The following is a 17,631-nucleotide window of genomic DNA, read 5'->3' as shown; positions in this document are numbered from 1 at the left end:
TGCGTCCATAGGCCTACGCGAAATAGCCGGTTCCTGCTACATTCGTCGCACACATTTTGTCCTGTTTCTTTTATGCCTCTCCCTTCTTCTCTGCGGCCCTGGCTGCTGGCCGCGCCGATGCTCGGCCTGGTGTTCACGGCCTGCCAGCCCGGCGGCAAATCCGGTGCTGATCAGCCCGACTTACTCCAGGCTAACCTCGACACCACCGTGCGCCCCGGCGACGACTTCTTCACCTACGCCAATGGCGCCTGGCTGAAAACCCACCCCATCCCGGCTTCTGAAAGCTCCTGGGGTATTGGCAAGGAAGTGCAGAATGAGGTGTATGCCCGTTTGCGGGCCCTGAATGAGGAAGCTGCCAAAGCCAACGCCAAGGAGGGCTCAAACCAGCAGAAGATTGGAGACTTCTGGGCTTCCGGGCTCGACTCCGTTACCATCAACAAGCAGGGCATCACGCCGCTGCAGCCAGAGCTAGACCGCATTGCCGCTATCAAGTCGGTGGCCGATGTGCAGGCGGTAATTGCGCGCCATAAGATGCTGGGGGTAAACTCACTGATTGGCGGCTATGTAGGCCAAGACGCCAAGAACAGCGAGAAAATGGTCATGCACCTGTACCAGGCCGGCCTGGGCCTGCCTAACCGTGACTATTACTTCAACAAAGACACCCGCACCAGCAATATTCGCAAAGAGTACGTGCGCCACGTGGCGCGCATGCTGCAGCTACTAGGCCAGGACTCCGTGACGGCTCAGCGCCACAGCACCCAGATTATGCAGCTGGAAACGGCGCTGGCAGGCTCCTCGCGTAAGCTGGAGGCCCTCCGCGACCCATACGCCAACTACAACAAAATGGCTGTTGCGGGCCTCGACAAGCTCACGCCCGGCCTCAGTTGGAAACCCTGGCTGGCCCAGATGGAGCTCAGCAAAGCAGATACCGTAATTGTAGGCCAGCCCGAGTTCTACCAGAAAGCCGGACAGCTGCTGAAAACTACGCCTCTTGAGCAGTGGCAGGCGTACCTGCAGTGGCACTTAGTGAATAGCTTCGCCGGGCAGCTTAGCCGCCCCATCGATGATGAGCACTTCCGCTTTTACGGCACTATTCTGCAGGGCCAGAAAGAGCAGCGCCCCCGCTGGAAGCGCGTGCTGGATGAAGAAGAAGGCAGCATGGGCGAAATCCTGGGCCAGCTTTTCGTGAAAGAATACTTCACGCCTGAAACCAAGGAGCGCTACGCCGAGCTGACCAAAAACGTAGTAGCTGCCTTCCGCGAACATATTCAGGCCCTGGACTGGATGAGCGACTCCACCAAGCAAAAGGCGCTGGTGAAGCTGACCAAGATTACCCCCAAAGTAGGCTACCCCGACAAGTGGCGGGACTACTCTTCCCTGAAAATCACTCGCGACTCTTACCTGGCTAACGTAATGCGGGCCAATGAGTGGCAGTACCGCTACAACATCAATAAGCTGGGCAAACCCGTTGACCGCACTGAGTGGGAGATGACTCCCCAGACCTACAACGCTTACTACAACCCCAGCAACAACGAGATTGTGCTGCCGGCCGCCATATTCTCGGTACCTGGCCTAGCCGACAAAGACGCCGACGACGCCATCATCTACGGCTACGCGGGCGCCAGCACCATTGGCCACGAGCTTACTCACGGCTTCGATGACGAGGGCAGCCAGTTTGATGAAAAGGGCAACCTGCGCAACTGGTGGAGCAAGAAGGACCGGGCTGCCTTCCAGAAGCGCGTAAACGGCATTGTGCGCCAGTTTAACGGGTATACGGTACTTGACTCGCTGCACATCAACGGCAAAGCCACCGCCGGCGAGAACATTGCCGACCTAGGCGGCATCGTCATTGCCTTTGATGCTTTCAAGAAGACCGACCAGTACAAGAAGGGCGAGAAAATTGGTGGCCTCACGCCTACCCAGCGCTACTTCCTGGGCTATGCCTTGGGCTGGCAGAATCATCAGCGCGACGAAGTGCTAGCTCAGCGCATTCTCACTGATGTGCACTCGCCGGCGCAGTATCGCGTAAATGGCCCCTTTGCTGATGTGCCCGCCTTCTACGAGGCCTTCAACGTGCAGCCCGGCCAGAAGCTTTACCTGCCCGACTCGGCGCGGGTAAAGATCTGGTAAGCTGACCTGACAATTTTAAAAAAGCCTTCTCACTCACCTGAGAAGGCTTTTTTATTCTCCTCAACAACAAAGTACAGCCGCCATCAGGCCGCTGTTAGAAGGCACCAGAAAGCAGGTGGCCTAGGCCACTTACCTAGCCCAAAACTGACGGGGCTTCTGAGCTATATAGATCTATCAAATTTCTTTTGCCTGCCAAGGCAACGGTTATGATGCCAGCTTCATCTATCCTCCTGAAAATCATCTTCTATCATCTTTTCCCTGCTGCCCATGAAAACGCTTCGTATCCTCGTGCCTGCGCTGCTGCTTGTGTTGTTTGTGCTGCCCGGCTTCCGGTCGCGGCTGGCAGACACGCGCGAAACCCGCCAGGTAGGCGCATTTACTTCGCTAGTCTTAGCGGGCTCTCCTACCGTTATTCTGCGCCAGGGTAGCCCCCAGAAGGTAGAAGTGGAAGGCGACGCCGAAGACTTAAGCCACCTCGAAACAGCCGTGACCAATGACGGGCGCCTGCGCATCGGGTCCAAACGCACCAGCGGCAACTCATCATACCGCAACCGGGGCTCCATCAAGGTATACGTGACCATGCCCACCATCAAAGGGCTTATTGTAAGCGGCTCCGGTAACATTAGAGCCACTGAGGCAGTGAAGGCCGACAACCTCAACCTGACCGTGAGCGGCTCGGGCGGTATTGAGTTGGTAAGCCTGACGGCCGATAAAATCAACACGGCCGTTTCGGGCTCGGGCAATATTGACATTGCGGGCGTGGCTCCTACCCAAGACATTAGTGTGAGCGGCTCGGGCAATGTGAAAGCCAGCAAACTACGGAGCGAGGTCTGCCACGTTGCCATCAGCGGCTCGGGCAACTGCCGCCTTATGGCTACTAAGGGCCTAGATGCCAGCATTGTGGGTTCCGGCGACGTATACGTGATGGGCAGCCCTAAAATCAGCAGCTCCGTTATTGGCAGCGGCCGCATTCACCGCGAGTAAACCCACGGGGCTCACCCCCAACTAAGCCTGCCCAGTCTGATAGCACAGTAAAACCCACAACGCCCCGGCTGCCTAACAGTTGGGGCGTTGTGGGTTAAACATAACCGTATTATTCGCGGGGCAGGGCATGCAACAAGTGGCCTAGAAGTCAAACAACCCGCGGCGGGTGTTTGACTTGCTTTTGGTCTTCTCTTTCGACTTTGGCTTGTTTTTGTCGTTGCCAAAAATGCGGTTTATCAAGCTCGTATTCTTTTCCTTCACCAAAATGTAGCGCACCGAAAAGGCCGTGGGAAAACGGGCCCAATCATCGGAGCCAAACTCCACGCTCGGTTTAAAGTCCACGGAGAGTACGATAGGCGACAGAGCTATTTTGTATTCTGCTCCAACCAGCACATCGGCACCGCCAAAGGCGCCGGTGTCTTTGTGGTTGCCCACGTGGCCGCCGGCCCCAAAATAGTAGTTAAGGCTGGGGCCTAATATGCCAAAGTGCCGCTCCGCCAGTACTGTGGCTGAGACCTCCCGGGAGGAAACCAGACCGAGGCCCTCCAGCGTAGTTTTTTCAAAAATTTTCTGCTGAACAGTGAGCCCATATTGGCCACCTCCCACCCGAATACCAGCTGCCGTACGGTACTTCTGCGCCTGTGCCGCAGTGGTGACCAGTAGGCCCGTGCTTGCTGCTAGTACCGTGTGGCGTAGTGCCTTCCAAAACATCATAATCTTATAAGAGTCGTGGCCCAACTTGGCCTACCGCAGTCCGTTCAACGAAGATGCGGCGTGCAAAGTACGGGCCATCTGCTGAAAAGGCCATGCAAGTTGGAACTAGCGGCGTACCTTGCTTCGTATTTGCTTTGCCCTCATTCCCCCCACTACCGCGTGTACATTCATCAGGTGGCGGCTTACTTGCCCGCCGAAATCATCAATAACGAGCACTTTACCCGCCTCAACGGGTTGTCAAACGAGTGGATCACCGAGCGCACTGGCATTCGGGCACGTCGGAAAGCTGCCGCCGGAGAAAATACCAACACCATGGCCCTGGAGGCCACCCGCCGCGTACTGGCCGCGGCCCCTGCTTTTGCCGCCGCTGAAGTAGACTTGATTGTAGGTGCCACCTACACCCCCCACGATACTATCTACACGCTGGCCCACGCTGTGCAGCGGGAGCTGGATATTTCTGACATACCCGTAGTCAGCATTTCATCGGCCTGCTCGTCGTTGCTGAATGCTATTGAAATTGTAGAAGGCTACTTTGCGCTGGGCAAGGCTCGCCGCGCCCTGGTGGTAGTGAGTGAGCATAACACCGCTTACAACAATGAACTCGATACGATGGCCGGCCACCTCTGGGGCGACGGTGCTGCGGCCCTCTTACTTACCCCTGAGCGCCTAGCCCCCACTGACCTGGATGTGCGGACCGTAATAACTGGTGGCGCTGGCAACATTGGCAAAGCCGATGTATCGGTGACGCTGAAACCGGTAGAGAAAGGTATTGTAATGCCCTTCGGGAAGGATGTATTCATCAATGCTTGCCAGTACATGACGCGCGTAACGCAGCAGGTGCTGGAGCGCAATCAGCTCAGCGTTGATGACGTCCGCTACCTGATTCCACACCAGGCGAATCTGCGCATTACCAAGAACGTGCTGCAACAGCTAGGCCTCCCCGAAGACCGGGCAGTGTCTAACATTGAGGAGCTTGGCAATACGGGCTGCGCCGGCGCTGCCATTGCCCTCGCCGACACCTGGCCTAGCCTGCAGGAAGGCGAGTACATTGTCATCACGGTGTTTGGCGGAGGCTACTCTTATGGAGCCATGCTGCTGAAGCGCTAGCCCCCAAGCAAGCTAAAAAGAACAGCGCCTGAGCGCCCGCCTGCTTTTGGCGGGTGCTCAGGCGCTGTTCTGCTAAACGTGGTGCCCGTATTAACTATTCAAACACCCTAGGCCAGTTGCTGTAGGCCTAGGCTCTGCAGCCAGGTGCCTCCCATTGCTTTAAGGCAGGAACAGCAGTTTAGACTTGCCTTTTGGTCCGTTTGAGTCCGTCCAGCGGACCACATAAATCCCAGCTCGCAAGGAGGGCAACGTTACGGGCAGAATATTAAGCCCGGGCTGGTAGTTAAGTACTTTACCGCCCAAATAGCGGCCAGTAGCATCGTAATAGCGCAGCGTTAAAGAACCGGAGGTGGCACCCGCCTGATACTGAATCTGCACCAGGGTGCCGGCTCCTTCTACTGGGTTAGGGTAAAACTCCAGCCCTTTCACCGTGCTGGCATTGTCGGTGGCGGCCAGCGGCGCTACCGGGTCAAGAGAGTTATCAGGGCGGCGCACTCGTAAGCGGTAATAGCTGAGCCCTGGCAGCGGCTTTGGGTCAGTGAAGCGGTAGGCCCCGCCAGCTACCCCGGCGGCTACGGTGCCCAGGGGTTGCCAGCCGGCAGTGGTATCGGCCGGAGCCCGCTCCACCACAAACCCCGCCAGAAAGCACTCATCGCGGGTAGACCACTGCAATACGGTTCCTACGCCCGGCACAAACTCCACAAATTGCCCTGTTAAGGGCGCCGGTAGCATAGGGCTGCCACCGCACTCAGGGGTTACAAAGCTTCGGGTGCGCAGCACGTAGCGGCCGCCGGCTACATCGCTGGCGGCATTCAACGTCCGGCTTAGCTGCCCGCGCGCCACGGCGTAGTGCATTACCGCCCGGGGCAAAATCAAGTGCGACAACTGCTGAGCGTGGCCTAGCTCATGCAGCGCCACCGACTCAAAATCAACCTGCGAAGTGCTAGGGTTACCCGGGCCATACTGCCACGCGGTGGCATCATCAAACTGAGTATCTATTTCTTTAACGTAGAAACTCACACTTGTGCGGGCAGCGTCTCGGTAGCAACCAGTGTAATAACTGGTAGTGCGGCCCAGCACGTTGGCCGGCAGATCGGAGCCCGTATCAAAGCCCACCGAGTTTTCGCCATCGTCGGCTACTCCGCTTTTAGTGCGGGTGGTGCCTACCTCCCAGTTTACGCCGGTTTGACAACGCCAGCTAACCAGGGCCCGCTGCCAGGAGGCACTAGCGGCAGCGTTAGAGGCAAAGCCAGGGTCGAAGCGGAACGTGTAGCCGCCCCGGGTATTCTGATTCAGCTCCCCGGGCACAGAGCGCCCCTTAGAGGTCTTGTCCTGTGCATTGGTAGCCGCGTAAATAATAGTAACCGCTAATACACTAGCTACCTGCTGCTGATCAGTGGTGGTAACGCGCACGGTGCCAGTGCCCGCCGTATTACCGGTAGAGGTATAAGAAGGCACCAGTACCTGAATACGGTTATCGGTCCAGCTGACGTAGTCGGCATCCGTTATTTTCGTGTAGGAAGCGCCCCCATCGTCGGCGTTGCGAAACTCTACCGAGCCATTGCCGCGTGAGGCCCCAAACCCGGCCCCATCAATTGTTAAAATGGCACCAGTACCCGCCGTAATGGTGAGCGGCGAGAGAGTACTGATTACGGGGGCTAGCACCTTGGCGGCCGTAGGCGGCGCATTGCGGCGGCGCAGGGCCACCTCCAGAGCAGGGTTTGCCTGCACTTCTCGTGGCTGCGTGCCAGGCACCACCTGCTGGTAGAAATTCTCCTCTAGCGCGGGGTAGGTGCGGAAGGGCTCAGCGGCAGTAACTCCGTTTAGGTTATAGCGCACAAAGCCCTGCTGGCTGGCATACGCCGCCCAGGCTGGCCCTACCGAAGCCGTGCCCGGAAACGCAGCCGGTACCAGAAAAAATACCCCCTGCTCACCGGGCTCCAGGCTTAGGGTGTTAGTTAGCTCCTGCCGATCAAGGCCAACGGTACCGCCCTCTGTGATGAGGGTTAGCTCAGAGCTGGCGTTGCCTTTCAGCAGCTTAAACACCCGCACCCGGTTGGCAGTGAAAATACGCCCATTGGCCCCCCGGAAGCCCTGGCTTTCCAGCACCTCCCCCTCTACAATGAGCGGCACGATAGCGGCGCGCTTGGCAGGGTCGAGTTCCAGCAGGGAGCAGTGAATTTCGGGGCTTGCAACTGGCAAAACCTGAGCGGCTACCCGCGTAGCGCTCAGCAACAGAGAAAGAGTAGAGACTAAAGCAAAAGCCGATGCATTCATACAGTGTACAGGCCTCAGGTGCGGCGCAGGCTCAAGATACAGGATTTGCCCCGCCCTTGGATTTACCTTGCCGCCAAGCCCCCATATTTTATTCATGTCAACTGACTTGGCTTCCGAAATTTTTCCTGCGGGCTTGCCAACCTTCTGCTGGCATCTGCTCTCCTCCTCATAATTCGCCGCACTTATTTTTCGTATCCTATGCGTACTTTTTATTTGGTGTTAGCACTGTCTCTGGGGGCCAGTGCTCCAGCTTCCGTATTGGCTCAAACTACCCCTGCTCTGCCTATAACACCCACACAAACACCTCCTTCTAAAGTTGAAATCACAAAGAGTACCCTGTTCAAGCTCGGCACCGGACTTACCCGGGGCTTTGAGTGGGGCGGCTATTCTGGCTTGGCTGTACCCGTAGTACTGGGCGTAGAGCATCATTTGACTCCCGCCATCTCGTTGTATGGCAATCTGTTTGGTGGTCTGAATATTGGGCGCCGTAGTGACTATAATCAGTCGCTGCTGCGGACTATTGGTGCCGATGCTGGAGTGAGATATTACTACAATCAGGAAAAGCGAAAAGAAAAGGGTCGCGCTACCGGTCCGTTTGTCGGCAATTATTTCGCTCTACAGACCACCTCTTCCTTTTATTCAAACCACCCTCAAAATTCTTTGAACGAGGCTTACCGCTACCAGTATGATAATACTAGCCTGAGCCTATTATGGGGCGCGCAGCGACGCGTAGGCAAGCATGGGCTATTTGATGCCTACGTAGGCGCCGGCCTAGAAAACCCTCAGTTCATTTCGTATCGGAACGGTTACCCCGAGTACAAGCGCCAACTAGGTATAAAAGCCGCAATAGGAGTTAAAATCAGCTTAATTCCTTAAGCTACTTTCTCCTGGAACTCAAAGAGGCCTACACCTTAGCTAGCAGCGAGTGTAGGCCTCTTTGGTTTAGAACAAGCTCCCCTGCACTGGCTGCGGAATTACACGGGGTGGTGTTACCTGTAGGCCAGTCAGCTCATGCAGTCGGGCCAGGAAGTGCTGCGCCCAGAGCGGGGAATGCATAATATCTTTCTGGTGAATAAATATATAAGCGGTATGTAGGCCACCTTCCAGCCAGCTGGCAATGCGGGCGGCCCAGTCGTCGGCGCGGCGGAAGTCAGAGTCTACCAGGCCGTGGCCGTTGAGGCGCACAAAGGCAGTGGATGTGGTCAGGCGCATGTGCAGCACGTCGCGGCGGCCTGCCACATCACTTAGCACCAGCACTTTGCCCAAAGCCTCCAGCATAGCCGAAACTGAGGCTAGCAGCTCTTTATCGGCAAACCAAGCGGGGTGGCGCAACTCCACAGCCAGCGGCACAAAGTCGGGAAAGTCGAGAAGGTACCGCTCCAGGCGGCGTAAATGCTCGGGCCCGAACGTGGGGGGCAACTGCAAAAAGGCGTGGCCTAGCGTTTCACCCAAGCCCTCAATAGCTCGGCAGAACGATACAGTCAGGTCGTCGGCGTTGTAGAGGGCGCGGTCGTGGCTGATGCTCTGGGGCAACTTAGGGCAAAACCGAAATGTAGCCGGCACGGCCTCGCGCCATTTGCGTACCGTAGTAGCATCTGGAATGCGGTAGTGAGTAGTGTTGAGCTCAATGCCGTTGAACTGCCGGGCGTAGTGGTGCAGGTAGTCGGCATCTTTAATGCCCGCCGGGAAGTACGTGCCCAGCCAGGCCTTGTTAGTCCAGATGGGGCAGCCCACATATACTCGCGGTGGGGCAGGCTGGGCGGGCAGAGACCGAGCCAATACCCCGGCCGTTTCGGGGTGGTCGGGGGGCAGGCGGAAGTCTACGTAACGCAGGTCAGAAAGGCGGCCAAAATCCATACCCAAAGGTACGCTGAAACCTGCCGTTACTCTATCACGCTGCCTGTCCGCTACTTGCCTAAGTAAGTGCTAAGCTGAACCGTTAACTCTTATAAAAATTCCGAGACTTTTGCAACCTGCCTCTAGCTCCATTCTCCACTGTATCACCAAATTTTTTTTATTCGTTGATAGTCTAATTTTTCTGTCGCCCCGGAATAAGCCTAATAAGAATACAAAATCCGTCTTGGGGAAACACAATCAGCTATTTGGTGTAGCAACAATGAATTATTTAAATACAAGATTTCTTGAAAAAGGTAAATTTAATGAGTAGTGCCTGACCTTATACGAGTGTACTGAATGAGGTGGTTTGGTTGCTGCGCCTAGATTTGTCGGACTCACCAACCAAGAGAATAAATGAAGTTGACTACACGACTGCATGTCTCGGGCTTGATGATGGCCATGCTCCTCGTGCTGCTGACGGCCTTCTCGGCCGTAGCCCGTACGATGCGGGTAAGTGATGATGAAAAAGCCCCGGCCGCTTCGGCCAAAAAGGCCGCCGTACTACGGGGCCGCGCTTCCTGGTACGGAAAGGAACATCAGGGTCACCGCACCAGCAGCGGTGAGCGGTTTGACCGCAACAAGTACACTTGCGCCCACAAAACCCTGCCTTTCGGCACCCGCTTGCGCGTTACCAACCCCGAAACCGGCGAGGCAGTAGTAGTTCGCGTGTCAGACCGCGGCCCCTTCCGCCACCAGCGCATCCTGGACTTGTCTGAAGTAGCCGCCCGGCCCCTGGGTATTATCACGCACGGTGCCGTATCGGTAGTGGCGGAAGTAATGCCCGAGGACACCCCTCTCGGCCCTACTGAAGCGCCCGAGAACCTGAGCGTATTACTTAACGATACTACCACCGCCGAGGTAAGCGTGCATACCAACATTCAGGCCGGCGAAACCGAAGCCGCTGATGTTGCGCTGCTGGCCGAGCCCGCTGCTACGTACGTTATTCAGGCCGGCACCTTCGGCGACCTGCGCAACGCCCAGGCTCTGATGGAGAAAATTCAGCACCTAGAGCCTAAGCTGATAGTAACTGCGGTAGCCACCAACTCGCCCGCAGGCAAGCCACTCAATCGGGTGGTAGTGGGCCGTTTTGCCACGCAAGCCGACGCTGAACAAGCACGGCTCCGACTACAGCGCATTGGTATTGCCGGGCTGGTCCGGCAGGGTGAGAACCTGTAGGCCACTTCCAGGCAGAAGCTCCTCATAAATAAGCCGTTCCTTCATCAGGAACGGCTTGTTGCGTTTTGCGCAGGCTATCTAGGAACTCCTAAAAATATAGTAGACTTAGATGAGTACTTAAAGTGGTTCGGTCGAGGCTCTTTTAGCCTGCCCCTGGGCTTTCAGGAATATCCGGCCAAGGGCGGCGCTGCTACGGCGCCGTTTGAACAGCGGTAGAGCAGGGCAAATTACCGCACAATACAATGCATTTACTACCTTCCCAGCTCCTGCTATCTGGTAGTTTATGCTTCGTATTCTCAAGGCTGGCCTCGCGCTGCTCATTACGCTTACCCTTACTTGGGTTTTGAACACCAAACAGGGCGATGTGCCGCCCATTGGCAAGCTGCTGAGCCCCTACCGGGGCTTCTGGCAGAACGGGGAAACGGCTGAGGCAATTGAAAAGCCTCTCACCCTCAAGCTACCTGGCCTACACGCGCCAGTGCGGGTGCGCTTCGACGACCGGCGGGTGCCGCACATCTTCGCTGAGAACGAGCACGACCTGTACTACGCCCAGGGCTACCTCACGGCCCACGACCGGCTCTGGCAGATGGAGTTTATGACCCACGTGGCCGCCGGGCGCATCTCAGAAGTGGTGGGCCCGAAGGCGCTGGAGTACGATAGATTTCAGCGGCGAATGGGACTGGCCTACGGGGCCGAAAACTCCGTGCGCAGCATGCTGCAGGATTCTATTACGCGGGTGGTGCTGGAATCATACTCCGAAGGCGTGAATGCCTACATCAGCAGCCTCGCCCCCAAAGATTACCCCTTTGAATATAAGCTCCTGGATTATGCCCCCGAGCCCTGGCAGCCGCTAAAGTGTGCGTTGCTGCTGAAGCTGATGGCCTGGGACCTGAGCGGCCGCTCCGACGACCTGCGCCTAAGCAACATCCTGAGCAAGTACGGCCCCGCGGTAGTAAACGACCTGTTCCCCGACTACCCCAACCGTACCGACGCCATTGTACCCACCGGCTCGCCGCTGAACTTTAAGCCCCTGCCGGTGCCCGTAGTGCCCCCGTCGTTTCAGGCGGCGCTATCAGACAAGGTGCCGGCGCGGGAGCCGGATGCTGAGTTGGGCTCCAACAATTTTGCGGTGGCAGGCAGCCGTACGGCCTCGGGCCTGCCCATTCTGGCCAACGACCCGCACTTGCAGCTCAACCTGCCCAGCATCTGGTATCAGGTGCAAATGGTGGCGCCCGGCGTGAACGTGTATGGCGTAACCATACCGGGCGCGCCGGCCGTGATTATTGGCTTTAATGAGAACGTGGCCTGGGGCGTGACCAACGTGGGCGGCGACGTGCTCGACTGGTATCAACTCAAGTTCAAGGACAACACCATGCACGAGTACTGGCACGATGGTCGCTGGAAACCCATCCGGCGCGTGGTGGAGCGCATTGTGGTGCGCGGGCAGCCCGACCGCCTCGACACGGTGCTCTACACTCACCATGGCCCCATTGTGTACGACCGGGAAGAGAAGGTATTCAACAAGCAGACACCCATCCGGCACGCCATGCGCTGGACCGCCCACGATGGCGCCAACGAAGTACTGGCATTCTACCGCCTCAACCGTGCCCGCTCTTACCAAGACTACAGCGCGGCCCTGAAAACCTACGGCTCCCCGGCCCAGAACTTCATCTTCGCCAGCAACCAAAACGAGCTTGCCATTCGGCCCAATGGCCACTTTCCGCTGAAATGGCCAGATCAAGGCAAGTTTATTCTGGATGGGACTGATAAGGCCTACGACTGGCAGGGCTGGATTCCGATGGAGCAGAACCCGCACGTAGAGAACCCCGCGCGTGGCTTTGTGTCGTCGGCCAACCAGCCCTCAGCAGGCCTAGACTACCCCTACTACCTGGGCTGGGACTACGCCCCCTCTGACCGGGGCCACCGCATTAATGAGCGCCTGGCGAAGATGCATAAAGCTACCCCCGACAGCCTGCGACAACTCCAAAACGACAACCTGGGGGTAAATGCCCGCACAATGGTGCCCTGGATGCTGGAAACAATGGTGGGTACTAAGCTAACTGACGGGGCATATCCTTTTCCTGCGCCTACTTCCCCCGAAGGGGCGGCCATACTGGTGCTGGCTGATTGGGACTACGAGTATCGGTCTGATGCCGTGGCTGCGTCTGTTTTTGAGTTGTGGTACACTAACCTAGTTGACCGGCTGTGGCAAGATGATTTTGGAGCAAAGGCGACTGGCCTAGAAATGCGTTACCCATCGCAAGACCGTACCAATCGTTTGTTGCTAAGTCAATCTATGGGGGCCCGCTTTGGAACTGCTCCGGCCAGCCCCTGGATTGACGACCGCACTACTCCTAGGCGTGAGAACGCGCGTGAGTTGCTCGCGGCTTCTTTACACTTTGCGGTTGATTCTCTCACGCGCAAGTTTGGGCCGATAGGCCCTAAATGGGGTTGGGCCAACCAGAAGAGCACTGACATCAACCACTTAGCTAACCTGCCCGGATTTGGGCGTATGGATATTGACTGCCCTGGCAGCCGCGGCAGCGTGAATGCCACCGGCCCGCGCAACGGCCCCTCCTGGCGGATGGTGGTGGCGCTGGGGCCGCAGGTGAAGGCGTATGGTATCTTCCCCGGCGGGCAAAGCGGCAACCCTGCTTCGGCGTATTATGATGATATGATTGAGAAGTGGCGCCAAGGACAGCTGGACGAGCTGGTGTTCCTGCGCGCCGCCGATGAAAACCACCCACGGCTGCAGGCCGCCTGGCGAATGGAGTCTGCCCAGTAGCCAGATGCGGCATCTACCTACTTGTTGTTACCGCCCTACGGCGTCCACTCCTGATTTCGCAGGTTACTTTCTCGGAGTAACGGTGCTTCTTATCAACTTCTATCAATGAAATCCTCTGCTCTTCTTACGCTTCTGATGCTGATTGTTTGTGCGCTAGGCCAGTTACTGCTGCCATGGTGGTGCATTGTGCCCATCTGCTTTCTGCTGGCTGCCTGGCGCGGAGCTTCGGGTGGCCTAGCGTTCCTGGCGGGGCTGCTGGGGGCTGGCCTGAGCTGGTGGATTCCGGCGGTGTGGCTAAACATGCACGGCGTGGAACGGCTGGCGCAGCGGCTGGCTACTTTGCTGCCTCTGGGAGGCAATGCTGCGCTGCTGGTGCTACTATCCGGGCTGATTGCCGGCTTAGTGGGTGGCCTAGCGGCTTTAAGCGGCGCGTGGTTCCGGCAGGTCCGGGCGCCCAAGGCCACGCCTGTAGGTACGCGCTAACTCCACTGAAGTACTCAGCAACAAAAAAGCCGTTCCCGAGGCAGGAAACGGCTTTTTTGTTGCTGAGTACTGCCCTAAGCTAGTTTAGAACTGCGAGATGAAGGCGTAGGCCGACAACGTATAAGTAGCTACCGACGTGAAGTGGTTGCCGCCCTGAATGGGGCGCAGCTCTACCTGCTTGGCGCCCCGGGCCTGCATGGCCTTATAGGCATCCTGAGAGTTGAAGTAGGGCACGTAATCATCGGCGGTGCCGTGGAAGAGGGCCGTGGGCGCCTTGGGCTGCCAATCGTAAATGTCGTTGTCGCGGAAGGCAGCCAGAAGAGCCGGGTCAGAGTCCGTGAGCACGCTCTGGCGGAAAGCATCGGTGAACAGCTGCTTGGGCAGACTGGGTACGGAGCTGAACGGGTTAGCCTGCAACTGCGTAGCGTGAGGCTCTTTGAAATACGCTGATAGCGGGCGGTTGAGCTTGTATACGCGGTTGTATGTATCCAGCACCCACACGTAGGTGCTCAGGAAATTCAAGGGCTGGTCAGAACTAATAATGTACTTGGCAAAAGCCGTTTTATGGTAAGCTCCGGCCCCGGGGGCACTGGCCGTTACGGGCAGCACCGACGCATACTTTTCTTCCAGCAGCTTGTGCAGGGCCATGGTAGCATAACCACCCTCAGAGTACCCGAGCAGAAAGTTCTTCTCCAGCAGCTTCACGTTTTGCTGCTTACAGAACTCGCGGGTGGCACGCAGCATGTCGGCGGAGGCCGAAGCCAGCGAGGCCGCGTGCTCATATGGGTGCGGCAAATCTTTGGAGGCCCCGTAGCCGATGTAGTCGGGTGCCGACACCACGTAGCCGGTAGAGGCCAGCACCGACACCGCCGACCATAGCTCGCTGCTCTGGCTATAGTGTGAGGGGGCCCGGTCTTCATCATCGGGCCGAATGGTGCCGTGCTGGTAGCTGATAACCGGCACTGGCTGGGTTGTTACGGGCACCAGCACCGCCCCCGAGGCCGTAATACTGCGGCCATCAGTGTTCTGGGTGGTATAGGTGAGCCGGTACACTTTAATGGGCAAGCGGGCCAAAGCCCCTACCAGCGGTACATCTCCTACGCGGCTGGCTAGCGTGGCCTGGCTGTATTCCCCAATAAGGGTGCTGCCTACCAGTACGCTGGCCGGGGGAGTTACGGGTGGCGTTGGAGCGGCTGGGGCTGTGGTAGCATCGGGCGTGGGCGACTCGCTTTTGCAACCCGTAGATGCTGCCAGAAAAACAAAGAGCCACGCAAGCAGCGCGGCAGGTACGCGCACAGGGCGTTTACTGAACATAGGGGGCTTCACAAAGATATTTTTCGAGCTGAGTACTTCTATTATCCTCAACATCAGGCCCGGCAAATAATTCATCTGGCGCTGGTTCCATCTCCTTTTTTGCTTCCTGAAAAAAGCGTTGTAGCTGAGCTACCCAAGTTTGTTTTATGTTTAACTAAATTATTAGTTGCATAACGTATTAATTAGTTATACCTTGAGGTACTTCATTCACTTTCCATGTCACAGACCTTTCCTGAACTAACCCGCGCCGAGGAGCAGGTGATGCAGGTACTCTGGCGCCGCGGTCCTTCTTACGTGAAAGATGTACTGCCCGAGCTACCTGCCCCTACCCCAGCCTACAACACCGTTTCTACCATCATCCGCATTCTGGAGCAGAAAGGGTTTGTGGGCCATGAGGCCTTCGGGCGCACGCACCGCTACCACGCCCTGGTAGCCCAAGACGACTACCGGCGTTTCTCGCTGCGCAAGTTGCTAGGGGGCTACTTCGGGGGCTCCTTCTCCCGGCTCGTGTCCTTCTTCGCCAAGGAAGAAGACCTGGATGCCCAGCAGCTAGAAGAGCTGCTTCGTCATGCTCAACAGCACCCACCCGCAACCCCATCAGCCGATGACTCTCTCCCTCCCACTTCTGAACCTGGGCAGCCTGGTTAATTGGCTGTTGCTAAACACCATACTACTCGGGGCCTGCTGGCTGTTCTATAAGTTGCTGCTGCGCCAGGAGCGCTGCTTTCAGTTCAACCGGCGCTTCCTGCTGTACACTCCCTGGCTGGTGCTGGTGGTGCCGCTACTGCTGGGGGCAGCTGGCCCTTGGCTGGCAAGCTGGCGGCAAATATGGGCAACGGCCACACCTGGCGCCACGGGCTTGTTGACAGGTGGTGTGCTTCCCGGTATCACTATTCAGGCTACTGGCCCGCTCAGCACTGCTGCCGGGGGGTACTGGCTGGTACTGGTGTACGCAGCCGGAGTGCTGGCGCTGCTGGGCCACCGCGCCTGGCAACTCCTGCAGCTTTGGCGCCTGGCGCGCACCTGGCCCAGAGAAGCTGGCGCGGGCTACACCCTGGCCTACACGGGTGGGCGGCGCCCCGTTAGCTCTTTCGGCCGCCTTATTTTCTGGGACGAAACGCTGGCACTTTCCCCTGCTGAGGCCGCCCAAATCCTGCGCCATGAGGTAGCGCACGTGCAACAGCGGCACTCCCTGGAGCGGCTGAGCCTGGAGCTGGCGCGAGTACTGCTCTGGTTTAACCCCTTTGTGCACTTCTACCCAAAGGCGCTGGAGCTTACTCACGAGCTGCTGGCCGACGAGGCCGCGCTAGGCCAGTCGCCGACTACAGCAGCGGAAGCCTACACTACCCTGCTGGCCCGGTTGGCGCTGCGGCAGCTTCATCCTAACCTACCGCTGGCGCTATCCTTCACCCAATCTTTCACCCTTACCCGTATCCGTATGCTTACCTCATCATCTCCCGTTCGGCGCTGGAAGCAATGGCTGCTGGCCCCCTTAACCATAACACTAGTGCTGCTGGTAGCCTGTGAAAAATCAATGGAGCCTGCGGGGCCCACCTCACAAGCTTCTGCTTCTGCGGAGGATACCCCTCCGCCCCCACCCCCACCTTCTGCCCCCGAGGAAGCCCTCACTCCGCCCCCACCACCCCCGCCCGCTTACACCTATGTAGAGCAGATGCCCGAATACCAGGGCGGGCAGAGCCAGTTATTGGCTGATATAGGCAAAACCGTAGTTTATCCGGCTATTGCCAAAGCCGAGAAGCTGGAAGGGCGCGTATTCGTGCGCTTCATTGTAACCTCCAATGGCAGCATCCAGGCAGCTGAGGTCACTAAAGGAGTTGAGTACAACGTCACTTATCCGGGTGAAGGGGGGAAGCAGATGACTACAAAAATCATTACCCCGGCAGCGCAGGCCCTCAACGAATCAGCCCTGAATGCCGTGCGCAACCTGCCCGGCAAATGGGCCCCCGGCCGCCAAGACGGGAAAGCTGTTGATGTTATGTATACCGTGCCCATCACCTTCTCCTTGAAGTAACCCCCCGGCCAGTTTGGTACGCACCCAGACTGGCCTACGTACACTAACCGATAGTTTAGCCACCTCACTTATGAAACTACTTGCTTGCACAGGGGCCCTCTGGTGCTGGGCCACGATTACTGTTGCGGCCCAAACCACCCCCATTCTGTATCCTAAGCTCAGCAAAACGCTCGACAGCCTGGCCTATGTTGATCAGTGGCCCATGCAGCAACTCTTCAAGCAGCTGCCCGATAGTGCCGGCCGCAACTTGGTGCAGGTAGAGGCCGACAACTATGCGCGTCATCAGCCCCTACTCGAAAAAATTGTGCGCCAAGTGGGCTACCCCGGCTTCCGGCAGGTGGGCGAGAAAAGCGCCAATAACTTCTGGCTGCTGGTACAGCACGCCGATGCCCACCCAGCATTTCAACGCCAGGTTTTAGCGCTGATGCTCCCGGAGGTGAAAAGGAAGAATGCCAACCCCGTAAACTACGCATACCTCACCGACCGCGTGGCCATCAACTCCGGCCAGCTAGAAGAATACGGCACGCAGGTGGTGTACGAGGGGCCGGGCCTCGGTAAAGCCGTTCCTAAATCCTTGCGCGACCCGAAGAACGTGGACAAGCGCCGGGCCACCATTGGCATGGAGCCGCTGAAAAGCTACCTCGACAGGATGAACAGCACGCACGAGCAAATGAATAAGCCCAAAGCTGGCGCCCCCCTTTAACCACCATTATTGATCAGGCATTTCACGTTT

Annotated in this window: 14 protein-coding genes; 10 read left to right on the top strand and 4 right to left on the bottom strand. The window is 57.6% G+C overall.

The features are described from left to right. Window positions 1–72 precede the first annotated feature (72 nt). Window positions 73–2,130, top strand: coding sequence for a M13 family metallopeptidase (locus HMJ29_RS08760; RefSeq protein ID WP_171591117.1), 2,058 nt, complete (start codon window positions 73–75; stop codon window positions 2,128–2,130). Window positions 2,131–2,397: 267 nt separating this feature from the next. Then, window positions 2,398–3,114: a head GIN domain-containing protein gene (locus HMJ29_RS08755; protein ID WP_171591116.1), complete on the top strand. Its 717-nt coding sequence runs from the start codon at window positions 2,398–2,400 to the stop codon at window positions 3,112–3,114. Window positions 3,115–3,255: 141 nt separating this feature from the next. On the opposite strand, the gene HMJ29_RS08750 is transcribed toward HMJ29_RS08755, so the two are convergent. Further along, window positions 3,256–3,828, bottom strand: a complete 573-nt coding sequence (locus HMJ29_RS08750; protein WP_171591115.1) for a hypothetical protein — start codon at window positions 3,826–3,828, stop codon at window positions 3,256–3,258. A gap of 159 nt (window positions 3,829–3,987) precedes the next feature. Between HMJ29_RS08750 and HMJ29_RS08745 the strand changes: the two genes are divergently transcribed. Continuing rightward, the gene (locus HMJ29_RS08745; RefSeq protein WP_171593291.1) at window positions 3,988–4,935 is read left to right on the top strand and encodes a 3-oxoacyl-ACP synthase III family protein; all 948 of its coding nucleotides are present in this window, start codon (window positions 3,988–3,990) and stop codon (window positions 4,933–4,935) included. Between the two features lie 159 nt (window positions 4,936–5,094). Here HMJ29_RS08745 and HMJ29_RS08740 read toward each other — a convergent pair whose 3' ends face one another. After that, window positions 5,095–7,212 (bottom strand): matrixin family metalloprotease, encoded by a 2,118-nt coding sequence (locus HMJ29_RS08740; protein ID WP_171591114.1) that lies wholly within the window; start codon window positions 7,210–7,212, stop codon window positions 5,095–5,097. Window positions 7,213–7,410: 198 nt separating this feature from the next. On the opposite strand from HMJ29_RS08740, the gene HMJ29_RS08735 reads away from it, so the two are divergent. Further along, window positions 7,411–8,088, top strand: a complete 678-nt coding sequence (locus HMJ29_RS08735) for a DUF3575 domain-containing protein (protein WP_171591113.1) — start codon at window positions 7,411–7,413, stop codon at window positions 8,086–8,088. A 66-nt stretch (window positions 8,089–8,154) separates the two neighbouring features. Here HMJ29_RS08735 and HMJ29_RS08730 read toward each other — a convergent pair whose 3' ends face one another. Next, window positions 8,155–9,069 (bottom strand): DUF72 domain-containing protein, encoded by a 915-nt coding sequence (locus tag HMJ29_RS08730; protein WP_171591112.1) that lies wholly within the window; start codon window positions 9,067–9,069, stop codon window positions 8,155–8,157. 393 nt (window positions 9,070–9,462) lie between these two features. Here HMJ29_RS08730 and HMJ29_RS08725 point away from each other — a divergent pair, with 393 nt between their 5' ends. The 3 genes from HMJ29_RS08725 to HMJ29_RS08715 all read left to right on the top strand — a co-directional run bounded on the left by HMJ29_RS08725 (window position 9,463) and on the right by HMJ29_RS08715 (window position 13,552). Further along, window positions 9,463–10,284, top strand: a complete 822-nt coding sequence (locus tag HMJ29_RS08725; protein ID WP_171591111.1) for a septal ring lytic transglycosylase RlpA family protein — start codon at window positions 9,463–9,465, stop codon at window positions 10,282–10,284. Between the two features lie 283 nt (window positions 10,285–10,567). Then, window positions 10,568–13,069 (top strand): penicillin acylase family protein, encoded by a 2,502-nt coding sequence (locus HMJ29_RS08720; protein ID WP_171591110.1) that lies wholly within the window; start codon window positions 10,568–10,570, stop codon window positions 13,067–13,069. A 105-nt stretch (window positions 13,070–13,174) separates the two neighbouring features. After that, complete coding sequence (locus HMJ29_RS08715) at window positions 13,175–13,552, top strand: hypothetical protein (protein ID WP_171591109.1); 378 nt, start codon at window positions 13,175–13,177, stop codon at window positions 13,550–13,552. An 84-nt stretch (window positions 13,553–13,636) separates the two neighbouring features. Here HMJ29_RS08715 and HMJ29_RS08710 read toward each other — a convergent pair whose 3' ends face one another. Beyond that, the gene (locus HMJ29_RS08710) at window positions 13,637–14,866 is read right to left on the bottom strand and encodes an alpha/beta hydrolase family protein (protein WP_171591108.1); all 1,230 of its coding nucleotides are present in this window, start codon (window positions 14,864–14,866) and stop codon (window positions 13,637–13,639) included. Window positions 14,867–15,082: 216 nt separating this feature from the next. On the opposite strand from HMJ29_RS08710, the gene HMJ29_RS08705 reads away from it, so the two are divergent. The 3 genes from HMJ29_RS08705 to HMJ29_RS08695 all read left to right on the top strand — a co-directional run bounded on the left by HMJ29_RS08705 (window position 15,083) and on the right by HMJ29_RS08695 (window position 17,601). Further along, on the top strand, window positions 15,083–15,514 hold the full coding sequence (locus tag HMJ29_RS08705) for a BlaI/MecI/CopY family transcriptional regulator (protein WP_171591107.1): 432 nt from the start codon (window positions 15,083–15,085) through the stop codon (window positions 15,512–15,514). After that, the gene (locus HMJ29_RS08700; protein ID WP_171591106.1) at window positions 15,471–16,898 is read left to right on the top strand and encodes a M56 family metallopeptidase; all 1,428 of its coding nucleotides are present in this window, start codon (window positions 15,471–15,473) and stop codon (window positions 16,896–16,898) included. The genes HMJ29_RS08705 and HMJ29_RS08700 overlap by 44 nt, the downstream gene beginning before the upstream one ends. A gap of 70 nt (window positions 16,899–16,968) precedes the next feature. Continuing rightward, window positions 16,969–17,601, top strand: coding sequence for a DUF6624 domain-containing protein (locus HMJ29_RS08695; protein WP_171591105.1), 633 nt, complete (start codon window positions 16,969–16,971; stop codon window positions 17,599–17,601). Window positions 17,602–17,631 lie beyond the last annotated feature (30 nt).

Source organism: Hymenobacter taeanensis (assembly GCF_013137895.1).
Classification (GTDB): Bacteria; Bacteroidota; Bacteroidia; order Cytophagales; family Hymenobacteraceae; genus Hymenobacter; species Hymenobacter taeanensis.
This window is presented reverse-complemented; position numbering and strand designations above follow the sequence as displayed.